This is a genomic window from Amycolatopsis sp. (assembly GCF_035546795.1).
GTDB lineage: Bacteria > Actinomycetota > Actinomycetes > Mycobacteriales > Pseudonocardiaceae > Amycolatopsis_E.
Genome location: NZ_DASZWC010000030.1, coordinates 175108 through 196127, shown reverse-complemented (window position 1 = coordinate 196127; position 21020 = coordinate 175108). Strand labels below are relative to the sequence as shown.

Sequence of the window (21020 nt, the reverse complement as noted above, 5' to 3'; positions counted from 1 at the left end):
GAGCCGCCTCTCTACTTTCTGCCGTTGGGGACGGGAGTTCCGGTTTCCTTGAGCACGGCGAATCCGTGGTCGACGATCTGTTCCAGCCGGCCGAGCTGCCCGGCCGTCGGCTCCCCCAGCGGTGGCCGCACCGGGCCCACCTTGTCGCCGCGCAGGCGGGCCGCGGCCTTGACGAGCGAGACGGCGAACCCCGGCGTTTCGTCGCGCAGGGCAACGAAAGGGAGGTAGAAACCTTCGAGTAGCGCGGCCATCACGGCCTGGTCGCCGTCGGCCAGCGCGCGATGGAACCGGTGCGCGATCTCCGGCGCGAAACAGTGCACGGCCGAGGAATAACGTGCGACACCGATCGCGGAGTACGCCTGCGCCGAGACCTCCGCGGTCGGCAATCCGTTGAAGAACATGAAATCCCGCGCCCGCTCGCTGTCCGCCGAGCGGATTCCGGTGACGATGCGGGTCATCAGGTCCACGTCGCCGTAGCCGTCCTTGATGCCCGCGACGGACGGAATCTCCAGCAGCGCCCGCGCGGACACGGCGGTGAGCACACCGGGCGTGCGGTGGTAGACGATCACCGGGATCGACGTGTCGCCGATCGCGAACCGCACGTGGTCGACAAGTCCTTGCTGCGGACCGGAAACGAGGTACGGCGGCAGGAGCAGCACGCCGTCCGCGCCGCCGGCCTCGGCCGCGGCGATCCCGGCCCTCGCCGTCGCGGCGCCGCCGCCCGCACCGGCCCAGACCGGCACCCGGCCGGCCACCGTTTCCCGCGCCGTGCGCAGCAGCGCCGCCAGCTCGTCCGGCGCGAGCGAGCTGAACTCGCCGGTGCCGCAGGCGACGAACAGCGCCGCGGCACCGGCGTCGACGTGGCTGTCCACGTGTTCGGCGAAGGCGTCGAGGTTGACCGCCAGGTCGTCGGCGAACGGGGTCAGGGGGAATGCCAGCAGGCCGTCGAGTCCGAGCCGCGCCATCCAGTGTCCGCTCCCTCAAGTCGATGTTCACATATCTGAACGATGCACTCTCTTTTGCATTCGTTCATGAATGCGAACGCCTGAGCGGGATAGTAAGGGTGATAGCGGTCACAAGTCAACGGTTTTGCCCGCGCCATCCTGGTTTCCGGCTGCCGCGGAGGGGGTCACAGGGCGTCCTCGTCGATCTCGATGCCCCGACCCGGCCGCTCCGGCCGGGTTTGTACTCCAGGATCTCGAAGTTCGCGAAGGCGCGGACAGCGCCGACCTCGGTGCCGTACGGTGCGGGCGGACGTTGTTCAACAATCCCGAGGAGACGGATGGACACCCCGTCGCTTCCCGCCGAGGTCGCCGCCCTGCTCACGGCGGAGCGGTTGCCGCCGGAGCTGGCCGCGTTATTCGGCCCGGACGGGGCCTCGGCGGCCGAAGTGGGCGAGCTGGACGCGGTCGATGCGATCGCCGACTGTCTCACGGCCGGGAAGGTACCCGCGGAACTGCGCGGCGCGGTGGCACTGGCCGCCGCGCAGGGGTGCCTCGACGAGATCTGGTACTTCGACGGCGAAGAGATCTACGCACGCATCGAGCGAGCCCATAGGTTTCTGGACGAAGCGGAAAAGCACGGGCTCGACCGTGCGGCGACGGGCGAGCTCCGGGATTTCGCCGACAGGCTGAGCAATGTGGCGGCCGAGTCGATCGAGATGGACGAGTACGTCATCGAGCACGGCTCCACCCCGCGCGGGCTGCTCGACGACAAACTGCAGCGGGCGCACGAGTTGTACGGGTCCGGTGCGCAAGCCGAGGGGCTGGCCCTGTTCCGCGAGGTGGCCGAGACCGAGCGGTGGGGCGAGTTCACCGGGAACGGCGACCGCATCGACATCGGCTGGTGCCGGCTGCTGTTTCACGCCGCCCACCACGAGAGTCCCAGCCGGGTCCGGCAGATCTGGGCCGAGGCCCGCGCGCTGCACAAGACCTTCCCGTACCCCGACTGGGCCTGCCCGCTGATCGAAGGGCTGCTCGGCACCGGGGTGCCGGATGTCCTCGAAGTGCTCGCGCGCGAGCGGCTCGACCTCGCTTTCGGCAGGGGTCCTGACGGACTCACCAGGGAACTGGACGACAGCGAGACGCGCGTGTTGCAACACGCGGTCGCCGAGATCAAGGCCGCCGACGAGACGCTCAGGGAACGATGACCGCCCGACCGGTCAGCTGACCCTTTTCCAGGCGGTGGTAGGCCTCCACGGCGTCGTCGAGGGAGAAGACCGTGGTGGCGGCGCGGATCAGGCCGCGCGCGGCCAGGTCGAGCACCTCCACCAGTTCCGGCCTGCTGCCCCAGTACGTCGTCTGCACGGAATACTCGTACGGCACCGAGAAGAACCCGACCGGCGCGGTGCCACCGCCGATCCCGATGATCGTGAAATCGCCCATCATCCGGCCGGCCGCGAGACCGGTGGAGATGGTCCTGTCGTTGCCGACGCAGTCGAAGATCGCGTCCGCGCCACGCCCGCCGGTCGCCTTGCGGATCTCGGCCGCGGTCTGCTCGCCTGAGAGCAGCGTCAGGTCCGCGCCGTGAGCCGTGGCCACTTCCAGCGCTTCGGGCCTGCTGTCCACGGCGATCACCCGCGCGGCCGTCGTGGCCTTGAGGATCTGCACGGCCATATGCCCCAGCCCGCCGATGCCGATCACCACCGCGGTGTTGCCCGGCGCCAGTTCGGCCAGGACCGGCGCACCGCGTGATACGGCGTCAGGACCGCGTCGGTGAGCGGCGCGGCGACGGCGGGCTCCAGTCCGTCGGGCAGCGGGACGATGTGCCGGGCGGCGGGCACGCGCATGTACTCGGCCATCCCGCCGTCCAGGCCCAGCCCGCCACCGCCGGCGGGCACCGGCGCGTCGTCCGGGTTCTCGCAATAGGTTTCCATGCCCAGCAGGCAACGCCGGCAGGCCCCGCACCCCCACGGCCCATACACCGCGACCGGCTGCCCGGCGTCCAGGCCGACGACGCCTTCACCGAGCGAGTCCACCCAGCCGGCGTTCTCGTGTCCCAGCGTGAACGGCAGCCGCCACGGCATCTGGCCCGGCTCGAACTCGCGCATCACGTGCAGATCGGAATGGCAGGCGCCCGCTCCCCCGACGCGGATCACCACCTGCCCCGGGCCCGGTTCCGGCCGCGGCACCTCGGCGAGCACCGGATCGGACTTCCATTGCTGCAACCGCAAGGCTTTCATCGGCACGACTCCCCTGGCTCAGTACGCTCCCGAACCAGAGTGTGCCCCGGCGCCACCCGGGTTCGCGCGCCGGGAGTCGGCTGCCCGGCATGATCGGGACACGCGGCGACCGGTGGCCGAGGACGAACCGATGCTCGCCGGCACCGCGCCGCCGGTGCTTTGCCGGGCCGGGATCACACTCGATCCCGCCCGGCACGAGGTGTTCGGTGAAGGCCGGTTCGTTCCACCGTCCAAAAAGGAGTTCGCCGCACCGGCGGAGCCACCGTGTCGGCGGAGCTCCTGCTGGAGAAGGCGTGGGACCGGGCACGCCGGCCCGCTATCGGCTACCGCGTCCGGTATCCCCGCTTTTGCGATCACGCGTGCCGGGGTAGTCCCGTGCGGTGAGAGCTTGGATAGGACTGCTGCGCCACGGTCAGAGCACGGGCAACGTCGCGCGAGAGACAGCCGAGAACGAAGCGCGCGAGGTGATCGACATCCCGGAACGCGACGCGGACGTGCCGCTCACCGAGCTCGGCCGGGAGCAGGCCAAAGCGGCCGGTGCCTGGCTTGCGGAGCGCCCGTCGTGCCTGGTGGTGAGCTCGCCGTACCTGCGGGCGGCGGACACGGCACGCATCGCGCTGGCCGAGGCGGCACGGCTCGGCGCGGACGTGCCGCCGGAGCCGGTGCTCGACGAGCGGCTGCGCGACCGGGAGCTGGGGGTGCTGGACCTGTTGACTTCGCACGGGGTGCGTGAGCGCTGGCCCGACGAGCTGCGCCGCAAGCAACGGCACGGCAAGTTCTACTACCGCCCGCCCGGCGGCGAGTCCTGGGCCGACGTGGTGCTGCGCGTCCGGTCGCTGTTGTCCGACCTGCAGCGCGACGACGGCCGGGTGCTGCTCGTCGCGCATGAGATGACCGTTTTCTCGCTGCGCTACCTGCTCGAACGCCTCCCCGAACCGGAACTGCTGGCGGCCGCCGCCCGCACCGTCGTGCCGAACGCGTCGATCACCGGCTGGGAGCACGTCGGGGATTCCCGGTACCGCCTGCACGTCAAGCAGGACACGGCACATCTGCACAGCGCGGGCACCCCACCGACGGAGAACGACGATGCCGCCGTCTCCCTCCCGTAACGCGATCAGCCCGGCCTTCCTGCGCCGGTTTCCGGTCGGCACCGACGACCGCCAGACCGTGCTCGTGCTCGGCGGCGCGCGGACCGTGCCCGGCGCCGTACTGCTGACCGGCACCGCCGCGCTGCGGGCGGGCGCGGGCACGCTGCAACTGGCGACGAGCGAACGGCACGCTTCCTCGCTCGGGCTCGCGGTGCCGGAGGCGTCGGTACTGGGTCTGCCGGAAACCCCCGGCGGCGCCATTTCGCCGGACGCCGCCGACGTGCTGGACGGCAGGCTCGACAAGGTGCGGGCACTGGTGATCGGCCCGGGCCTGACCGACGTGGACGAGACACGGGCCCTGCTCTCACGCCTGCTCCCGCTCGTTCCCGACGACGCCCGGCTGGTCCTGGACGCCTACGCGCTGGGCGCGCTGAGCAAGGAGCCCGGACTGGTCAAACCCTGGGCGGGCCAGGTGGTGCTCACCCCGAACCGCACCGAGGCCGGATTCCTCCTGGACCGGACGATCGACGACGACCAGCGGGCGGCGCTCGACATCGCCGCCCGCTACGGCGCCGTGGTCACGCTGATGGGCGCGATCGCCACCCCGGACGGCGAGTTGTGGCTCGACGGCAGCGGGCACATCGGGCTGGCCACGTCCGGGAGCGGGGATGTGCTGGCCGGGATGATCGGCGGTTTCCTCGCGCGCGGGGCCGAACCCGCGCAAGCGGCGTGCTGGGCCACCTACGTGCACGGGACGGCCGGGCAGCGGCTGATCCCGCGGACGGGCCTGACCGGCCTGCTGGCCCGCGACCTGCTGGACGAGGCGGGCGCGGTGATCGCGGAACTGTCCTGAGCCGCGCGCGCCCGGGCAGCGCGGTTTCTTCGTCCACTGTGGACCTTCGCGGGCTCGGCGCGGCCTGACCATCCACATCGGACAGTCGCCGTATTTCGCCAGGGGCGGCGCCACGGGCTACCGTGGACGGATGATTTTCATCACCGCGAAATTCCGCGTCCGCCCGGAACACGCCGACGACTGGCCCGCCATCGCCCGCGAGTTCACCCTCGCCACCCGCGCCGAGGAGGGCTGCCTGTGGTTCGACTGGTCCCGCAGCGTGGAAGACGCGTCCGAGTACGTCCTGGTCGAAGCGTTCCGTGACGGGGACGCCGGTGGCGCGCACGTGCAGTCCGAGCATTTCAAGCAGGCGCAGCGGACCCTGCCGCCATACCTGGCCGAGACCCCGCGGATCGTCAACTTCGAGGTTCCGCAGGATGACTGGTCGGAGCTGGGCGAGATGGCCGTGGACCGCTGACCCGGCGCGGGCCGTGCGCCATCGCGCGGCCCGCTCTCACTCCTCGCGCCACCGGTTGTTGAGGAAGTCGTCGTCGTCATCCTCGACTTCCCGCGCGGCACGGCGCCGCGGGGTGCGCGTGGGCTGCACGGCGGCCGGCGGCTGCACCGGGGGCGGTGGCGGCGCTGCGGGCGGCGGCTCGTGCTCCGCGAAGTCCTCCTGCTCCGCGAAGTCCTCCGGCTCGGCGAAGGCGTCGAGTTCGGCGTCCTCCGGATCGCCGGCTTCCTGCTTGCCCAGCTCACGCCGCAGCTGCACGTACCGCTCGGCCGCCTGCACCTGTTTGGTCATGTACTCCTGGGCGCGGGCCTTGATCTCCTCGCCCTGGCGTTCGCGCAGCGCCTGCCGGTCGGTCTGTTCCCGGACGAGCCCGTCCATCGTGGCCCGCAGCCGCTGGATCTCCTCGGAGACCATGTCTTCCTCTCCGTCGCGGCCTAGCGCCGTTTCCTGGCAGGCCGATCCTCGTCGTCCAGTGAGCCGATGATGCGCGGGCCCGGCTTCTCGGCGTCGCTGAAGATGTTGCCGTCGATCCGGTACGCCCGCGAGCTGCGCTCCTGGTTCTCCCCGCCACCGGCGCCGCCGCCCATCCCGGACATGGCGCCCATCCCGGAGAACCCGGTGGTGCCGGTCGCGGCGGCGGCCGGGGCGGCAACCGGCACGGCGGCCGGGGCCTGGGCCGCCACGCCACCGGTCTGTGCGCCGTTGGCCATCGAGGTGCCGTCGACGGCCGGACCGGCACCGACACCCGTCAGGCCGGCGCCCCCGCCACCGCCACCGGCCAGGTCACCGGCGCTGAAGCTCGAACCGGTCGGGTCGTCCCCGGCGAAACCGGAGGAATCCCCGGTGCCGCTGCCCGGATCCGGCACCGCGGACGACACGTCACCCAGGTTGCCGGACAGGCTGGCCGAGTCGCCCAGCCCGGCGGGCTCCAGCGAATCCGCGGCGGAGGAGCCGTGCGAGTCGCCCAAGGTGTACGTCGCCGGCGTGCCGCTGCCGTCGTCGACGGTGACCTTGGTGGGGCCGTCCACCCCGTCGGGCCGTTCCGCGGTGATCTTGAGGTCGCCGTCCTGGATGTGGATCTTGCCGTCGGCACCGGGCGTGTACGACCCGTCGGCGCCCGGCTGCCCGTCCGTGCCGGCGCCGTCCTGGCTGCCGGACCAGTCGAGCTTGTAGTCCTTGAGATCCCCGGCGCCGCTGTCGACCTTGATGTCCATCGCGCCGTCGGTGTCCGGCTCGGTCATCTCGAAGGTCTTGCCGCCCTGCTCGACCTTCAGCGTCTCCGGGTCGTCACTGCCGGCCGATTCGCCACTGCCGGTGTCGCCCTTGAGGGAACCGCCGCCGAGCGCGTCGTTCGCCGAGTCGAGGGCGGCCTGCGCCTTCTGCTTCGCCGCGTCCAGGCCGGCCGAGGAGTCGGCACCGGACGAGCCGGTGTCACCGGAGGAACCCGTGTCACCCAGCGAATCCGTGCCGCCCAGCGAATCCGTGCCGCCGAGCGAACTGCCGGAGCCCGAACCACCCGGGCTGGCACCGAGGGCGCCGCTCGCGGAGTTGAGCGCGTCCTGCGCCTTCTGTTTCGCGGCTTCGAGATCCGCCGAAGGGCCGGTGGCGGACGAACCACTGCCCGAGCCACTGCCCGAACCACTGCCACTGCCGGACCCGCTGCCCGAACCGGCGCTGCCGGACCCGCCGAGGTCCGAACCGCCGCTGCCGGAACCACTGCCGCCCGAACCGCTGCCGGAATCCGGGCCGGCGCCCGAGTCGGTCTGGATCGGGTCGCCCGTATAGGAGTTGAGCGCGTTCGCGGCCTGTTCCTTCGCCGCCTCCGCCGCGGACGAGTCCACCCCCGACGACCCGGAACCCGAGCCTGCCCCGGAGCCTGCCCCGGAGCCGGAGTCCCCCGGGGATGCCGTCACGTCCGACTCCGGATCCGTGCCGGAGCCGGCGGTGTCCGTGGTGTCGCCGGAGCCCGTCGTTCCGGAACCGCCCGGCACATGACTGCCGCTGCCCGAACCACTCCCCGAGCCGGAACCGGAGTCCGGACCGGACCCCGAGCCACTGCCCGGACCGGAACCCGCGCCGGACCCGGAACCCTCGCCGGACCCGGACCCCGAACCACTGCCCGAATCCGCGCCGGAGCCCGTGCCCGAACCACTGCCCGAACCGGACCCGCTGCCCGAACCCGAACCACTGCCCGAATCGCCGGTGCCGGTGAACTCGTTCTGTACCTTGCCCATGACCTTGTCCAGCGCGTCATAGGCCTTGTCGACGAGTTCCTTCGCGTCCTTACAGGACTTGTCGAAGCTCGTCCAGATCCGGTCCCACATATCCGGGTTGAACTGGTTCTGGATCCACTGCTTGGCCAGGTTCTGGCCTTCCCGCTGGATGTCGTCGTCATCGCAGCAGCCGTCGTCGTCGAGGGTGCCGACGAGGTTGGTGCCGAAGTTCACGTCCATCCAGCCGGCGATCTGGGCGAGATCGTCCTTGCTGCCGTGCTCACCGGTCGCGACCGCCACGACCTTCTGCGCCATCGTGTAGTCGGCCTTGCCCACCTGGTCGCTGTAGAGCTGCATGACCGCGTCGGCCTTGTTCTTGCACAGCTGGAAAACGGTGGTGGCGGCGGTGGTCGTCGCCTCGCTCACGGTCTCCAGTGTCTGCACCAGTTTGTTGGCCTTGGGCAGGATCTTGTCGTTGTAGTTGTCCGAAGCCGCGTCGGCGCCCGAGCCGGTCCAGCTCACGAACAGCGAACTGAGCGCCGTACCGGTGTCGGAGATGGTCTGGTCCAGTGTGGTGGACCCGGTCTTGAAGTGGTCGGCGTCGGCGAGGAAGTTCTCGAAGCTGATCCCGCGCTGCTCGTCGAACCGGCTGCGCACGTCCTTGTCGAGGTCGAGCGGGCGGGTGTTGCCGCGGCAGTCGTCCGGGATCTTGGCCAGCAGCGAGCCGAAGGTCTCGAACACCTTCAGCGCGGGCGCGGCGGCGTCGAACAGCTCGTCGGAGGTCTTGGTGCCGGTTCCGCCCGCCGCGGGAGGCTGCTTGTCCCCGAGCTGGGTCTTACCGTCGTCGACGGCCTTCGTCTGCTGGTTCTCGTTGTAGCCGGCCTGGTCACCGGCCTTCTTCGCGTCCTGGTACGCGTCGTCGAGCGAGCCGCCCGCGAACGGGTCGGCGTGGTAGGCCTTGACGTACTTGCCGACCTCGTCCTGGTCGGCGCCGCCCTGATCGCCGCCCCCGTATTCCCAGGCACTGATCAGCGCGGTCTTCTTGTCCGCCGGCACCGACGGGTCGTCGAGCAGCTTCTTGACGTCGGCCCAGGTGGTCTCGGCCATTACAGGGTCCCCGCATTCGTGATCGCGCCGGACTGCGTGTCCTCGTTCTGGCCGTACGTGGTGCCGCTGGTGCCGATGTTCGTGCCGTAGGTGCTCAGCGTCTGGCAGTAGCCGGTCACCGAGTCCCACAGCGCCTGGACGCCGGCGGTGTACTTGTCCGCGTGGGCCCCGTGCGCGCGCCCGAACCCGTCCGCCGTGATGGGCGTACTCGACAGATCGGGGTTCTGGTCCGGCAGGTCCTCGGCCAGATGTGTGATCGTCTTCGACGCAGTCGCCATCGCGTCGGTGCTCGCGGTGTACCCGCCGCTCATGGTGCAAGCCCCCTTGTCGGATCCGTCGGACACCGGTGGGACGCCCTGGGGTGGCCTCCGGTGCCGTTGCTAGTGCAACGGAGTTGATCAACCGCCGCCCTGTTTCGCCGCCAGCGCGTCGGCCAGCAGCCCCGCCACCGCGCCGATGTCGGTGAGCTGATCGCGTTTGTCGAGGTCGATGGTGATCTCGTAGTAGATCTCCAGCGCCGCCAGCAGCCGGATCCTGCCCTTGGAGTCGATGCCCAGCTCTTCCAGCGGGGTGTCGTCCTCGACGAGCGCGGGATCGAGCCGGAAGGTGTCGCTCACGATCTGCCGCACCTCGGGAATGTGCTCACCCACGGCCGTCACCATACTGTGCCCGCGCGGCCGAGCGTGCGACCTTGCCACTGGAGGTACGGGGAAGTTCGCCCGGTGCCACGAGCCGCACCGCGCGCAGAGTCACCTCGTGCGCGGCGGTGACGGCGCGGAGCACGGCCCGTGTGACATCCCTGGCCTGGGTTGCCTCGTTCCATTCCGCGACCACGACGGCACCTTCCCCGCGCTCGTCGGAAATACCGAACGCGGCCACGCGGTCCCGGCGGATGGCCGGATGCGCCTCGGCCGCCGTCGCCTCGATGTCCTGGGGATAGTGGTTGCGGCCGTCCAGCACGATGAGGTCCTTGATCCGGCCGGTCAGGTAGAGCTGCCCGCCGTGCAGCACGCCGAGATCACCGGTACGCAGCCAGCCGGTGAGCCCGTCGAGCACGCCGCCGAACGCGTCGTCCGCGCGCCGCCAGTACCCGGCCGCGACGTGCGGGCCGTGCACCCAGATCTCCCCCACCACCCCGTCGGCCTGGGCTTTTCCGTCCCGGACGATGCGGACGAGCTGCCCGACGGGCCTGCCGACCGAAACCATTCGCTGCCCGCCGGCGGCTTCCACCGCTTCGCCCTTGGCCAGCGCTTCGCGGTCGAACGCGGTGATCGTCGGTCCTTCCGGACCGGCGCTGGAGACGTACACCGTCGCTTCGGCGAGCCCGTAGGACGGGCGGTGCGCCTCCGCGCGGAACCCGCTGGGGCCGAAGGCTTCCCGGAAGTTCTCGACGGTTTCCGGCCGGACGGGCTCGCTGCCGTTGAGGGCGATCCGCACCCCGGACAGGTCCAGACCTTCGCCGGGCACGGTCTCGGCCGCGAGATCGAAGGCGAAGTTCGGGGCGGCGGTGAACACCTCCGGATAGTCCGACAGCTGCCGCAGCCACCGTGCGGGCCGGCGCACGAATTCGGCCGGCGCCATGAAAACCGAACGCGCGCCGGCGAAAACGGGCAGGCACAGCAATTGGATCAGACCCATGTCGTGGAAGAACGGGATCCACCCGGCGCACGTGGTGCCCTCCCCCACTTCGTACGCCCGCGACGCCTGCCAGCAGCTCGCGACGATCGCCCGGTGCGGGATCACGGCACCGGCCGGTTCCCGGGTGGAGCCGGAGGTGTACTGCAGGTAGGCCGGGGTTTCCGGTGCCACCGCGACCGGATCCATGCCGGGGCCGGCCAGTTCGTCCACCACGACCAGCTCGCGCGGCGTGCCGAACTCACGGACCCGTCCGGCCGCGCGGCCGGACGTCAGCCAGACGTCGGCGGCGCAGTCGGCGAGAGTGCTTGTCAGGCGGGCCCGGTGCGCGCGGCCGGCCGGGTCCATCAGCGGCACCGCGACCAGCCCGGCCGCGAGCGCCGCGAAAAACGCCACGGGGTAAGCCAGTTCCTGCCCGGCGACGATCGCGGCGCGGTCGCCGGGCGCGGCGGTCTCGCGCAGCCGCGCCGAAACCACCCGCACGCGTTCGACCAGTTCCGCCCAGGTGAGCGTGTGCTCGGTGCCGGCGGGAAAGTCCTGATGCGTGAACACCGGGCGCGGGTCCGACGCCCGGGAGAACAGGTGCTCCACGATCGACGTGCGCAGCACTTGTTCCGGAACGCTCTGCATGCCTGCAATCTACGAGACGTCCCGCTCACCACCGGGGTCGCGGGATCCACAGGCAACTTTCAGACTTTCCACGGGTGCTGTTCAGTGTGGATGCGCACGCTGAGGGGGTGCAGGAGAACGACCCCGGCCGGCGGCCGGACGAGACGGAGCAGCAGGCTTCCCCGGACGCGCAGCCCACCGGCGCGGCGCGAGAAGGCACGGCGCCGGAAGGCACGGCGCCGCAAGGCGAGCAGGCGAGCGCGGCACCGGAACCCGGCGCGACACCCCAGCCCGGCCCGGCACAGCAACCGCCGCCTGCTTTCGGCCCGGCCGGAGGCCCCGGTTACTACCCGCCGCCGCCACCGGATCCCGCTCGGGCGGGCCGGGTGCGGCGGGGCGTCGCGGTGGCGGCGATCGTGTTCGCCGCGTTCGTCGTCGGCGGGGCCGGTGGCTGGGCCATCGGGCACGCGACCGCGGGCGGCGGCCAGCACCAGGTCCACGACCAGCGCCCGGGCTTCAACGGTGACGGCCACGGCTACCATCGCGGCCAGCGGCCCAACGGCTGATCACCGGCAGCACACGCGCCCCGGCGACGGTCGCACCCGACTCGATCGCCGGAGGCGCGGCGGAACTCGCGACCGGCGGTGCCGCGTACCGTCGCGGACCGCGTATTCCGGCTTCCTCCGGCCCCCGAAATCCCGGAGGAAGCCGATTACCGGAGGCTCACCGCCGGCCGATCCACTTCGGACAGTCGGTCAGCCGTGCCGCGCGGCCGGGATTTCGGCGGCCGTCGCGGCCGTGGCGCCGCCACCGGCCTGGCCGTTCCCGCGGTCGTGCCCGCCGCGATGCCGGCCGGCCGGACGCCCGGTGTCCTGCGCGAGCAACTCCGGCCCGCCCCATCTTCCCCTGTTCGACTCGTCATCGATGCGATGCTTCGCCATGGCGGTCTCCCCTCCGCGTTCCCGTTGAAGCTTCTGGCATCGTGACCACCCGGCAGAGCGAAAAACAACCCCAGGAAACCGGATGACTCGTCGCACAGCGTGAATTCGCCCGGAGAACGGCCGGAAACAGCGGCGGGTTTCCCGGATCCGGATCACGACTCGGCAAGGGGGTGGACACCCGGACGGGTTAGCCCCGAAGATTCGGGGGTCACGTGACCCGCTTCACTGCGGCCACCACGTAATGCTGCCGGTTCCGCCCGGTCCCGTTCCCGGCAGCAGAGAGTGCCCGGGAACGGAGAGCGTATGGCCGACGGTGCCGAGCAGCACCCGCTGGACGCCGTCCTGCTGGACTCGATCAGGCGCGGTGACCAGCGCGCGACGGAGCTGATGTTCGAGCGGCACGTCGCGTACGCGCGCGCGGCGGCCGGACGGTGGGCGGTCGATGCCGCCGAACGGGAAGACCTGGTGTCGGAGGCATTCGCCCGCGTACTGGCCGCGATCCAGGGCGGCAACGGCCCCAGCGAAAGCTTCCGCCCGTACCTGCTGGTGACGATCCGCAACCTGGCGCACTCCTGGACCAAGCGCAATCGCCGGGTGGAGCTGCACGGCGAGATGCCCGAACAGGCCGACACCGCCGGGCCCCGCGGGCTCGATGAGCTCGCGGTGCGGCGCTGGGAGTCACGCACGGTGTGGTCGGCGTTCTGGGAGCTGCCGGAACGCTGGCGGCTCGTGCTCTGGTACACCGAGATCGAGGGCATCCCGCCCGCGAAAGTGGCTCCGCTGATGGGAGTCACGCCCCGTGCGGTCGCGGCGCTGGGGTTGCGCGCCCGCGAGGGGCTGCGCCAGGCGTACCTGCAAAGCCAGGTGCCGCCGGGGAAAGCGCCCGGCTGCGCGGCGGCCCGGCGCCATCTGGGCCCGTGGCTGCGGGGCGCGTTGCCGTCCCGCAAGACGCGGCTGCTCGAGCGCCATCTGCGGGATTGCGCGGACTGCCGGAACCTGGCCGCGTCGCTCAGCGGCGACAACGGTTCGCTGCGCAGGATGAGCGCGATCCCCGCGGCCGCCGGCCAGTTCACGGCGCTGGGCGCCTACGCGTCGAAGGCGGCCGCCGTCGCGATCGCCACCGCGCTGACCGTGACCGGACCACCTGCCCTGCCGTTGACCGCTGCCGGACCGCCGGTGCAGGAGTCGCGCACCCTCGCTGATGCGGACATCCCACCGCAACCGGCGCCGCCCGCCCCGGTCACCACACCGGCGGCCCCGGTCACGACCAAGGCCGCCGAGGGGAATCCGGCTGCCAAGCCGGGGAAATCGGACGGCGGTCGGGGACGGGCCGGCGCGCCAGGCCAGGCGGTCGCGAGCAGTAAACGTGCCGCGCCCAAAGGGAATCCGGTCGCGAGCTCACACCGCGCCACCCCATCGAAGGCGCATCGCTAAGCCGCCTTGGCCACGGCGGCGGCGAGGGCGGGTACGAGGTCTTCGTCGAACACGCTGGGCACGATCCGGTCGGCGCTGAGGCCGTCGCCGACAGCCTCGGCGAGCGCGTGCGCGGCCGCGAGCAGGATGTCGCCGGTGACGGTCGTGGCGCCCGCGTCCAGCAGGCCGCGGAACATCCCGGGAAAAACGAGCACATTGTTGATCTGATTGGGATGATCGCCGCGGCCGGTGGCCACGATCTCCGCGTGCCCGGCCGCCACCCGTGGATCCACCTCCGGGTCCGGGTTGGCCAGGGCGAACACGATCGCCCGCCGGGCCATCCCGGCGAGGTCGCCGCCTTCGAGCAGCCCACCGGCGCTGACCCCGATGAACACGTCCGCGCCGTCGAGGACCTCGCTGAGGCGTCCGTCACGGTGACCGGTGTTGGTGTGCTCGGCCAGCCATTTCTTCTCACCGTCGAGGTCGCGCCCCGGGTGCAGCGCTCCCCCGCTGTCGCAGACCACGATCCCCTCGGCGCGGTAACCGGCCACCAGCAACAGGCGGGCGATCGCGCTGCCTGCCGCTCCCGCGCCCGAGATCACCACCGACGTGCCCGCCGGTTCACGCTCGGTCAGCGACAAGGCGTTGTGCAGCGCGGCGAGCACCACGACGGCCGTGCCGTGCTGATCGTCGTGGAAGACCGGCACGTCCAGTTCGTCGCGAAGCCGGCGTTCGACCTCGAAACAGCGTGGCGCGGCGATGTCCTCCAGGTTGATCGTGCCGAAGGAGGTGGCGAGATCGCGGACCGTGCGGACGAGGTCGTCCGGTTCGCGGCTCCGCGGGCAGACCGGCCACGCATCCACGTCGGCGAACCGTTTCAGCAGCGCGGCCTTGCCCTCCATCACGGGCAAGGCCGCCGCGGGACCCTGATCTCCCAGCCCCAGCAAGGCGGATCCGTCGGAGACGATCGCGACCGAGTTCGCCCGCACCGTTTCGCGGCGCAGCGCCTCCGGGTCTTCGGCCACCCGCTTCGCCACTTCCGCGACACCGGGCGTGTAGTGCTCGGACAGGTCGCCCGCGTCCTCGAGCTCCACCCGCAGGGCCGTTTCGATCTTTCCGCGGCTGTGTCCCATGTTCTCGCGGCTACCCGGGACCGCCAGCGGTAAACGGCCGCGCCGTATAGGTCGTTATACACTCAGTGGTGTGCCGGAATGGCGTGCGCGGCTTCGGCGCCGGCCGCCGGTTCGGTGTGCACCACCGCGGCGGTCAGCCTCGGCACGGTGTGCATCAGCCGGTGCTCCACCTCGTGCGCGATGCGATGTGCCTGCGCCACCGTGAGCGTCTGCTCGACGGTGACCGCCAGCTCGGCGCGCAGGGCGTGCCCGATCCAGCGCATCCGGACCTCCCGCGCCGCCAGCACTCCGGGGACGGCGGCCGCGGCCTTTTCCGCGTGCTCCACCGCGTGCGGGTCGACCGCGTCCATCAGCCTGCGGAAAACCTCCCTGGCCGCGTCGCGAAGGACGAACAGGATCGCGACCGTGATGCCGAGTCCGACGATCGGGTCCGCGGCCGGGAATCCCAGCGCGACCCCGCCTGCGCCCACCACCACGGCCAGCGACGTGAACCCGTCGGTGCGGGCGTGCAGCCCGTCGGCCACGAGGGCAGCGGAGCCGATCCGGCGGCCGACGCTGATCCGCCACCGCGCGACCAGTTCGTTGCCCGCGAACCCGGCGGCGCCCGCGATCGCGACGACCCACAGCTGCCCGACCGGCTGCGGATGCAGCAGCCGGAGCACCGCCTCGTACCCGGCCACCACCGCCGAGGCCGCGATGATCAGAACCACGAGCACCCCGGCGAGATCCTCCGCCCGGCCGAGGCCGTAGGTGTAGCGGCGGGTGGCGGCACGGCGGCCGAGCACGAACGCGATCCCGACCGGCAACGCGGTCAGCGCGTCGGCGAAGTTATGGATGGTGTCGCCCAGCAGCGCGACCGAACCGGACAGCAGCACCACCGCGAGCTGGACGAGCGCGGTGCCGAACAGGACCGCGAACGACCAGGCGAGCGTGCGCATCCCGGTCCGGCTGGCCTCCAGCGCGGAGTCGAACCGGTCTGCGCTGTCGTGGCTGTGCGGGGTCAGGGCGTGCCGCAGGGACCGGTGACGCTTCTGCGTGTTCACGGTTGCCAGGGTGCGCCGGTCACCACCAATATGCAAGCATGCGCGCGCATGAAGACGTATCGGCCGAGCAGCTGTCGGTCGCCGCCGGGGTGCTGGCCCACCTCGCGGACCCGACGCGGCTGCACCTGCTGCGGCTGCTGTCCACCGAACAGGACGTGAGCAGCCTGACCGCGCAGGTGCCGGCGTCGCGCTCGTCGGTGTCGCAGCACCTCGGGCGGCTGCGGCTCGCCGGGCTGGTGCAGGCCCGGCGGGACGGCCGCCGGATGATCTACCGCATCACCAGCGACCACCTCGCCGACCTCGTCACCGGAGCGCTCGAATACGCCGACCATGCCGTGCGCGGGATCCCGCACCACCGGGACGGCTGACGCTCAAGCCCGCCAGGAACCGCAGGGCGGCGCGGGCCGCACAGCCCATCCCGCCCTGCCTGGATCCTCTTGTGCGGCAGGGCTTTCCGCTGTCGCCGCGACAGCCGCGAGCGCGACCAGCACGGCCGCCACCTCCTCCTCGTCGGGCAGCCCTCGCAGCACCCTGATCTCGGGAACGTTCACGTCGGCGGGTTCCCGTGCTTGCGGGCGGGCAGGTCCGCGTGCTTGCGGCGCAGCATCGCCAGCGAACGGATGAGCACCGAACGCGTCTCCGCCGGGTCGATCACGTCGTCGACGAGCCCGCGCTCGGCCGCGTAGTACGGATGCATCAGCTCCGCGCGGTACTCCTTGATCCGTTGCGCCCGAACGGTTTCCGGGGCATCGGCGGCCGCGATCTCGCGGCGGAAGATGACGTTCGCCGCGCCCTCCGCGCCCATCACGGCGATCTCGTTGGTCGGCCACGCCAGCGACACGTCCGCCCCGATCGAACGGGAGTCCATCACGATGTACGCGCCGCCGTAGGCCTTGCGCAGGATCACCTGGACCCGCGGCACGGTGGCGTTGCAGTAGGCGTACAACAGTTTCGCCCCGTGCCGGATGATGCCGCCGTGCTCCTGGTCCACCCCCGGCAGGAAGCCGGGCACGTCGACCAGTGTCACCAGTGGGATGTTGAACGCGTCGCACAGGGTCACGAAGCGCGCGGCCTTCTCGCTGGCCTTGATGTCGAGCACCCCGGCGAGCACCGCGGGCTGGCTGGCGACGATGCCCACCACATGCCCGTCGAGCCGCGCGAAGGCGCACACGACGTTCGCCGCCCAGCCCGCCTGCACCTCGAACACGTACCCGTCGTCGACGAGTTCCTCGATCACCGCGCGCATGTCGTACGCGCGGGCCGGGTCGGCGGGCACCAGGTCGAGCAGCCGGCTGCTACGGCGATCCGGCGGGTCGCTCGTCGCCTCCACCGGGGGCATTTCCCGGTTGTTCGACGGCAGCAGCGCGAGCAATGCCCGGACGTCGGCGAGGCAGCTGGGCTCGTCATCGTAGGCGAAGGCGGCCACGCCCGAGGTGAACGCGTGCACGTCCGCCCCGCCCAGGCCGTTCTGGCTGATCTCCTCCCCCGTCACCGCGCGCACGACGTCGGGACCGGTGATGAACATCTGCGCCGTCTGCCGGACCATGAACACGAAATCGGTCAGCGCGGGTGAGTACGCGGCCCCGCCGGCGCACGGGCCGAGCATGACACTGATCTGCGGGATGACCCCGGAGGCGCGGGTGTTGCGCTGGAAGATCCCGCCGTAGCCGGCGAGCGCGGTGACCCCTTCCTGGATCCGGGCTCCCGCGCCGTCGTTGAGGCTGACCAGCGGCGCGCCCGCCGCCTCGGCGAGGTCCATCACCTTGTGGATCTTGGCCGCGTGCGCCTCGCCGAGCGCGCCGCCGAAGATGCGGAAGTCGTGCGCGTACACGAAAACCGTGCGGCCTTCGACCGTGCCCCAGCCCGCCACCACGCCGTCGGTGTAAGGCCGTTTCGCCTCCATCCCGAAACCGGTGGCCCGGTGCCGGCGCAGCGGTTCGAGCTCGGTGAACGAGCCCGGGTCCAGCAGCAGCGCGATCCGTTCGTGCGGGGTGAGCTTGCCCCGCGCGTGCTGGCGTCCGGTGGCGTCGGGATCCGGGCCCTCGTGCGCGGTCTGCTTGATCTCGCGCAGTTCGGCGAGCCGTTCGGCCATCGTCATCTCCGGCCTCCTTCGGCGTAGTCGTAGAAGCCCCGCCCGGATTTCCGCCCGGTGGCACCGGCTTCGGTCAGCCGCCGAAGCCCTGGCGGGACGACGTACTGCGGTTCGCGGAACTCGTCGTGCAGCGCGTCGGCCACCGCGACCACCACGTCCAGGCCGATCAGGTCGGCCAGCCGCAGCGGGCCGAGCGGATGCGAGCAGCCCCGCACCATGCCTTCGTCCACGGTTTCGGCGGACACCGGCCCGCCTTCGACCATCCGCGCGGCGGCCAGCAGGAACGGGATCAGCAGCGCGTTGACCACGAATCCGGCCCGGTCCGGGGCCTCGATGACCCGCCGTCCCAGCGCGCCGGACAGGAATTCCCGTGCTGCCGCAACGGTGTCCTCACCCGTCAAGGCCGAGGACACCAGTTCCACCAACGGCATCGCGGACACCGGGTTGAAGAAGTGGGTGCCGACCACGCGATGCGGGCGCTGGGTGGCCCGCGCCAGCCGCACGATCGGGATGGAGGAGGTGTTGGAGGCCAGGATCGCGGTGTCGTCCTCGACCACCTTGTCGAGCGCCCGGAACACGTCGGCCTTGAGTTCCTCGCGTTCGGGCACCGACTCGAAGACCAGCCGCGATTCGGCGAGATCGAGCAGGTCCGCCGTGAAGGAGATCCGCGCCAGCACCGCGTCCCGGCCGGACTCGGTGACGGTTCCCTTGCGCAGCCCCCGGTCGAGCACCGCGCTGATGCGCCGTCTCCCGGCCTCCGCCGACGCGGCCGAGGACGCCACCACTCGTACGTCCGAACCGGACCGGGCGCACAGTTCCGCGATGCCCGCACCCATCGTCCCGCAGCCGACGACGCCGATCATGCGGCCACTCCCCAGCGCAATAGTGTGGCACCGACGGACATCCCGCCGCCGAACCCCGCGAGCAGCACGAGGTCCCCGTCGGCGAAAGCTCCGGCACGGCGCGCGTCGTCCAGCGCGACCGGTACCGACGCGCTGCCCACGTTTCCGTAGCGTTCCAGCGTGCGATGGGTTCGCGCGGTACCGAGGCCGCAGCGTTCGACCAGAGTACGCAACAGCACCCCGTTTGCTTGGTGTGGCACGAAATGACCGATCTCGCCGAGGGTGTGCCCGGCGCGTTCGGCCAGCCGCGCCAGCACACCGGGCACGTTCTCCATCACGAATTCGCTGACCCCGCGCCCGTCCATCCGGAAGAAATGCCCACCTTCGTCGATCGTCTCGTGCGTGGCCGGAACGCGGCTGCCGCCCGCGTCCACCCGGATCAGCCGGTGCGCGTCGCCGCGGCCGACCAGTTCGGTGGCCAGAACTCCGTACGGCGCCGCCACTTCACCGACCACGGCGGCCCCGGCGCCGTCGCCGAGCAGCACCGCCGTACGCCGGTCGCCGAAGTCGAGAATGCGGGAGTACAGGTCCGCCGCGACGACCAGCACCCGCACACCGGGCCGCAGTGCCAGCAGGCCGCGCGCCAGTTCCAGGCCGTAGACGAACCCGCTGCACACGACGTTGATGTCGAGGCACGCGGCGTTCGTCGCGCCCAGCAGGTTCTGCACCAGGTTCGACGTCGGCGGCTGCGGGTGATCGCCGGTGGAGGTCGACACGATGAGGTAGTCGATCTCGGCGGCCACCAGCCCGGCGTCGTCCAGCGCCGCTTCGGCCGCTTTCGCCGCCAGGTCGGACGTGGCCTCGTCCGCTGCCGCGTAGCGCCGCGCGCGGATCTCGGTCTTGCGCCCGACCCACTCCGCGGTGGCGCCCTCGACGAGGTTTTCGATGTCGGAGTTGGTGATCTCCTGCTTCGGCAGATACGAACCGGTGCCCAGAATTCCCGCGCTCACCGGGCCACCAGCCCCGCCGTCGCCCGGTCCAGCAAGGGGGTGATGCGGTCCTCGCCGATCTTCGCCCGCCGCCCGGGGTCGGTCACCCCGAGCCCCGGTTCGGCGGCCATGCACAGCACGCCGACCTTGCCGACGTGCTGGTTGCGCTGGACGAGCCGCGCCGCCTCACCCACCTCGGTGAGCGGGTACACAGTGGACAGTGCGGGCAGCACCATGCCCAGCTCGGCGAGCCGGTTGCATTCCCACGCCTCGTGCAGGTTCGCGATGTGGCTGCCGATCACGCGCTTGATGTTCATCCACAGGTACCGGTTGTCGTACTGGTGCGCGTAGCCGGTGCTCGACCCGCAGGTGACCACCACGCCACCGCGGCGCACCACGAACACCGACGTGCCGAACGTGGCGCGGCCGATGTAGTCGAACACCACGTGCGGGTCGGCGCCGACCTCGGCCCGGATCGCGCGGCCGAGCCGTTTGCCCAGCGCGATCGCCTCCTCCGGGCTGGGCGCGGAATCCCCGCCCATGCCCAGTTCCGTCCGGTCGAGCACGACGTCACAACCGAGGTCCCGCACCAGTTTCGCCTTGGCGGGCGAGCTGACCACCCCGACCGGGATACCGCCGCCGTTCTTCACCAGTTGCACCGCGTAGGCCCCGAGCCCGCCGCTGGCGCCCCAGATGAGCACGATGTCGCCCTGTTTGATCCGCGCGCCGCGGTCGCTGACCAGCATCCGGTACGCGGTGCCGGCGCACAGCGGTACGCTCGCCGCCTCTTCCCACGTCAGGTGCCCCGGTTTCGGCAGCAGCTGGTTGGCGCGCACCACGGCGTACTCGGCCAGCCCGCCGAAGTTGGTCTCGAACCCCCAGGCGCGCTGTTCGTCGCCGAGCATCCCGTCGCTGTAGGTGGCGGGTTCCTGGTCGTCGACATAGGCGGGGCTGACGACCACGTGGTCACCGGTCCGCCAGCGGCGCACGTTCGAACCGGTGCGCACCACGACACCGGCGGCGTCGGATCCCACCACCTGGTAGGGCAGATCGTGCCGGGCCGCGTACCCGCCGGTGCGCGCGAACCGTTGCAGGAAACCGAAAGTCGGCACCGGCTCGAACATCGCCGACCAGACGGTGTTGTAGTTGATCGAGCTGGCCATCACCGCGACCAGCACCTCGTCGGGCGCGATTTCGGGCATGGGCACCTCGCCGACGCGCAGTGAGCGGCGGACGTCCTTGTCCTCGGCGCGGGCGAACATGCCGACGTCCTCGGCACGCAGATGCGCGGCGGTGTAGTGATCGGGCAGCTCGAGCGCGGCCAGCGCCTCGGGAGTCGCTCCCGCGTGCAGAGCCTCAGTCACCGAGTCCACGGAACTCCTTTCCCC

At 71.4% G+C, this 21020-nt stretch carries 21 protein-coding genes and 2 pseudogenes; 8 read left to right on the top strand and 15 right to left on the bottom strand.

Translation table 11 applies throughout. The features are described from left to right. Nucleotides 1–11: 11 nt before the first annotated feature. Complete coding sequence (locus tag VHD82_RS19240; protein ID WP_325705341.1) at nucleotides 12–965, bottom strand: 5-dehydro-4-deoxyglucarate dehydratase; 954 nt, start codon at nucleotides 963–965, stop codon at nucleotides 12–14. A 317-nt stretch (nucleotides 966–1282) separates the two neighbouring features. Here VHD82_RS19240 and VHD82_RS19235 point away from each other — a divergent pair, with 317 nt between their 5' ends. Further along, nucleotides 1283–2149 (top strand): hypothetical protein, encoded by an 867-nt coding sequence (locus VHD82_RS19235; protein ID WP_325705339.1) that lies wholly within the window; start codon nucleotides 1283–1285, stop codon nucleotides 2147–2149. Here VHD82_RS19235 and VHD82_RS19230 read toward each other — a convergent pair. Beyond that, nucleotides 2136–3181, bottom strand: a pseudogene (locus VHD82_RS19230) (NAD(P)-dependent alcohol dehydrogenase). The gene VHD82_RS19235 and the pseudogene VHD82_RS19230 sit on opposite strands and share 14 nt — an antisense overlap. 145 nt (nucleotides 3182–3326) lie before the next feature. On the opposite strand from VHD82_RS19230, the pseudogene VHD82_RS19225 reads away from it, so the two are divergent. From VHD82_RS19225 to VHD82_RS19210, 4 genes and pseudogenes are all read left to right on the top strand, one after another. Further along, nucleotides 3327–3505, top strand: a pseudogene (locus VHD82_RS19225) (response regulator transcription factor); the annotation flags it as partial. Between the two features lie 56 nt (nucleotides 3506–3561). Next, entirely contained in the window at nucleotides 3562–4290 is a 729-nt protein-coding gene (locus VHD82_RS19220; RefSeq protein WP_325705335.1) for a histidine phosphatase family protein, read from the top strand. Then, on the top strand, nucleotides 4268–5122 hold the full coding sequence (locus VHD82_RS19215) for an NAD(P)H-hydrate dehydratase (RefSeq protein ID WP_325705332.1): 855 nt from the start codon (nucleotides 4268–4270) through the stop codon (nucleotides 5120–5122). The genes VHD82_RS19220 and VHD82_RS19215 overlap by 23 nt, the downstream gene beginning before the upstream one ends. A gap of 130 nt (nucleotides 5123–5252) precedes the next feature. Then, nucleotides 5253–5579: a putative quinol monooxygenase gene (locus VHD82_RS19210; RefSeq protein ID WP_325705329.1), complete on the top strand. Its 327-nt coding sequence runs from the start codon at nucleotides 5253–5255 to the stop codon at nucleotides 5577–5579. Nucleotides 5580–5615: 36 nt separating this feature from the next. Here the strand turns inward: VHD82_RS19210 and VHD82_RS19205 are convergent, their stop codons facing one another. The 5 genes from VHD82_RS19205 to VHD82_RS19185 form a co-directional block, all read right to left on the bottom strand. Further along, nucleotides 5616–6029 carry a hypothetical protein gene (locus VHD82_RS19205; RefSeq protein ID WP_325705326.1) on the bottom strand — a complete coding sequence of 138 codons (414 nt, stop codon included), beginning with the start codon at nucleotides 6027–6029 and terminating at the stop codon, nucleotides 5616–5618. Between the two features lie 20 nt (nucleotides 6030–6049). After that, nucleotides 6050–8935, bottom strand: a complete 2886-nt coding sequence (locus tag VHD82_RS19200; protein ID WP_325705323.1) for a WXG100 family type VII secretion target — start codon at nucleotides 8933–8935, stop codon at nucleotides 6050–6052. Further along, nucleotides 8935–9246 (bottom strand): hypothetical protein, encoded by a 312-nt coding sequence (locus VHD82_RS19195; protein ID WP_325705321.1) that lies wholly within the window; start codon nucleotides 9244–9246, stop codon nucleotides 8935–8937. The genes VHD82_RS19200 and VHD82_RS19195 overlap by 1 nt, the downstream gene beginning before the upstream one ends. An 87-nt stretch (nucleotides 9247–9333) precedes the next feature. Continuing rightward, entirely contained in the window at nucleotides 9334–9585 is a 252-nt protein-coding gene (locus VHD82_RS19190; RefSeq protein WP_325705318.1) for an acyl carrier protein, read from the bottom strand. Further along, the gene (locus tag VHD82_RS19185) at nucleotides 9578–11200 is read right to left on the bottom strand and encodes a fatty acyl-AMP ligase (RefSeq protein ID WP_325705314.1); all 1623 of its coding nucleotides are present in this window, start codon (nucleotides 11198–11200) and stop codon (nucleotides 9578–9580) included. Before VHD82_RS19185 ends, VHD82_RS19190 begins: the two co-directional genes overlap by 8 nt. Before the next feature lie 74 nt (nucleotides 11201–11274). Between VHD82_RS19185 and VHD82_RS19180 the strand changes: the two genes are divergently transcribed. Then, a complete protein-coding gene (locus VHD82_RS19180) occupies nucleotides 11275–11745 on the top strand; it encodes a hypothetical protein (RefSeq protein ID WP_325705311.1) in 471 nt (156 codons plus the stop codon). A 189-nt stretch (nucleotides 11746–11934) separates the two neighbouring features. On the opposite strand, the gene VHD82_RS19175 is transcribed toward VHD82_RS19180, so the two are convergent. Beyond that, complete coding sequence (locus tag VHD82_RS19175) at nucleotides 11935–12120, bottom strand: hypothetical protein (protein WP_325705308.1); 186 nt, start codon at nucleotides 12118–12120, stop codon at nucleotides 11935–11937. Nucleotides 12121–12423: 303 nt separating this feature from the next. Here VHD82_RS19175 and VHD82_RS19170 point away from each other — a divergent pair, with 303 nt between their 5' ends. Continuing rightward, nucleotides 12424–13554 carry a sigma-70 family RNA polymerase sigma factor gene (locus VHD82_RS19170; RefSeq protein WP_325705305.1) on the top strand — a complete coding sequence of 377 codons (1131 nt, stop codon included), beginning with the start codon at nucleotides 12424–12426 and terminating at the stop codon, nucleotides 13552–13554. Here VHD82_RS19170 and VHD82_RS19165 read toward each other — a convergent pair. Then, a complete protein-coding gene (locus VHD82_RS19165; protein ID WP_325705303.1) occupies nucleotides 13551–14666 on the bottom strand; it encodes an NAD(P)-dependent malic enzyme in 1116 nt (371 codons plus the stop codon). The genes VHD82_RS19170 and VHD82_RS19165 overlap by 4 nt on opposite strands. A 62-nt stretch (nucleotides 14667–14728) precedes the next feature. After that, nucleotides 14729–15709 carry a cation diffusion facilitator family transporter gene (locus tag VHD82_RS19160; protein WP_325705300.1) on the bottom strand — a complete coding sequence of 327 codons (981 nt, stop codon included), beginning with the start codon at nucleotides 15707–15709 and terminating at the stop codon, nucleotides 14729–14731. A gap of 38 nt (nucleotides 15710–15747) precedes the next feature. On the opposite strand from VHD82_RS19160, the gene VHD82_RS19155 reads away from it, so the two are divergent. Then, a complete protein-coding gene (locus VHD82_RS19155) occupies nucleotides 15748–16077 on the top strand; it encodes a metalloregulator ArsR/SmtB family transcription factor (RefSeq protein ID WP_325705297.1) in 330 nt (109 codons plus the stop codon). 3 nt (nucleotides 16078–16080) lie between these two features. Here the strand turns inward: VHD82_RS19155 and VHD82_RS19150 are convergent, their stop codons facing one another. The 5 genes from VHD82_RS19150 to ccrA are packed head-to-tail and all read right to left on the bottom strand — an operon-like array spanning nucleotide 16081 to nucleotide 21005. Continuing rightward, on the bottom strand, nucleotides 16081–16260 hold the full coding sequence (locus VHD82_RS19150) for an acyl-CoA carboxylase epsilon subunit (protein WP_325705294.1): 180 nt from the start codon (nucleotides 16258–16260) through the stop codon (nucleotides 16081–16083). Then, complete coding sequence (locus VHD82_RS19145; RefSeq protein ID WP_414637545.1) at nucleotides 16257–17807, bottom strand: acyl-CoA carboxylase subunit beta; 1551 nt, start codon at nucleotides 17805–17807, stop codon at nucleotides 16257–16259. The genes VHD82_RS19150 and VHD82_RS19145 overlap by 4 nt, the downstream gene beginning before the upstream one ends. Continuing rightward, on the bottom strand, nucleotides 17804–18664 hold the full coding sequence (locus VHD82_RS19140) for a 3-hydroxybutyryl-CoA dehydrogenase (protein WP_325705291.1): 861 nt from the start codon (nucleotides 18662–18664) through the stop codon (nucleotides 17804–17806). Before VHD82_RS19140 ends, VHD82_RS19145 begins: the two co-directional genes overlap by 4 nt. Continuing rightward, a complete protein-coding gene (locus VHD82_RS19135; RefSeq protein WP_325705288.1) occupies nucleotides 18661–19653 on the bottom strand; it encodes a ketoacyl-ACP synthase III in 993 nt (330 codons plus the stop codon). Before VHD82_RS19135 ends, VHD82_RS19140 begins: the two co-directional genes overlap by 4 nt. Beyond that, the gene (gene ccrA / locus VHD82_RS19130) at nucleotides 19650–21005 is read right to left on the bottom strand and encodes a crotonyl-CoA carboxylase/reductase (protein ID WP_325705285.1); all 1356 of its coding nucleotides are present in this window, start codon (nucleotides 21003–21005) and stop codon (nucleotides 19650–19652) included. Before ccrA ends, VHD82_RS19135 begins: the two co-directional genes overlap by 4 nt. Nucleotides 21006–21020: the final 15 nt, after the last annotated feature.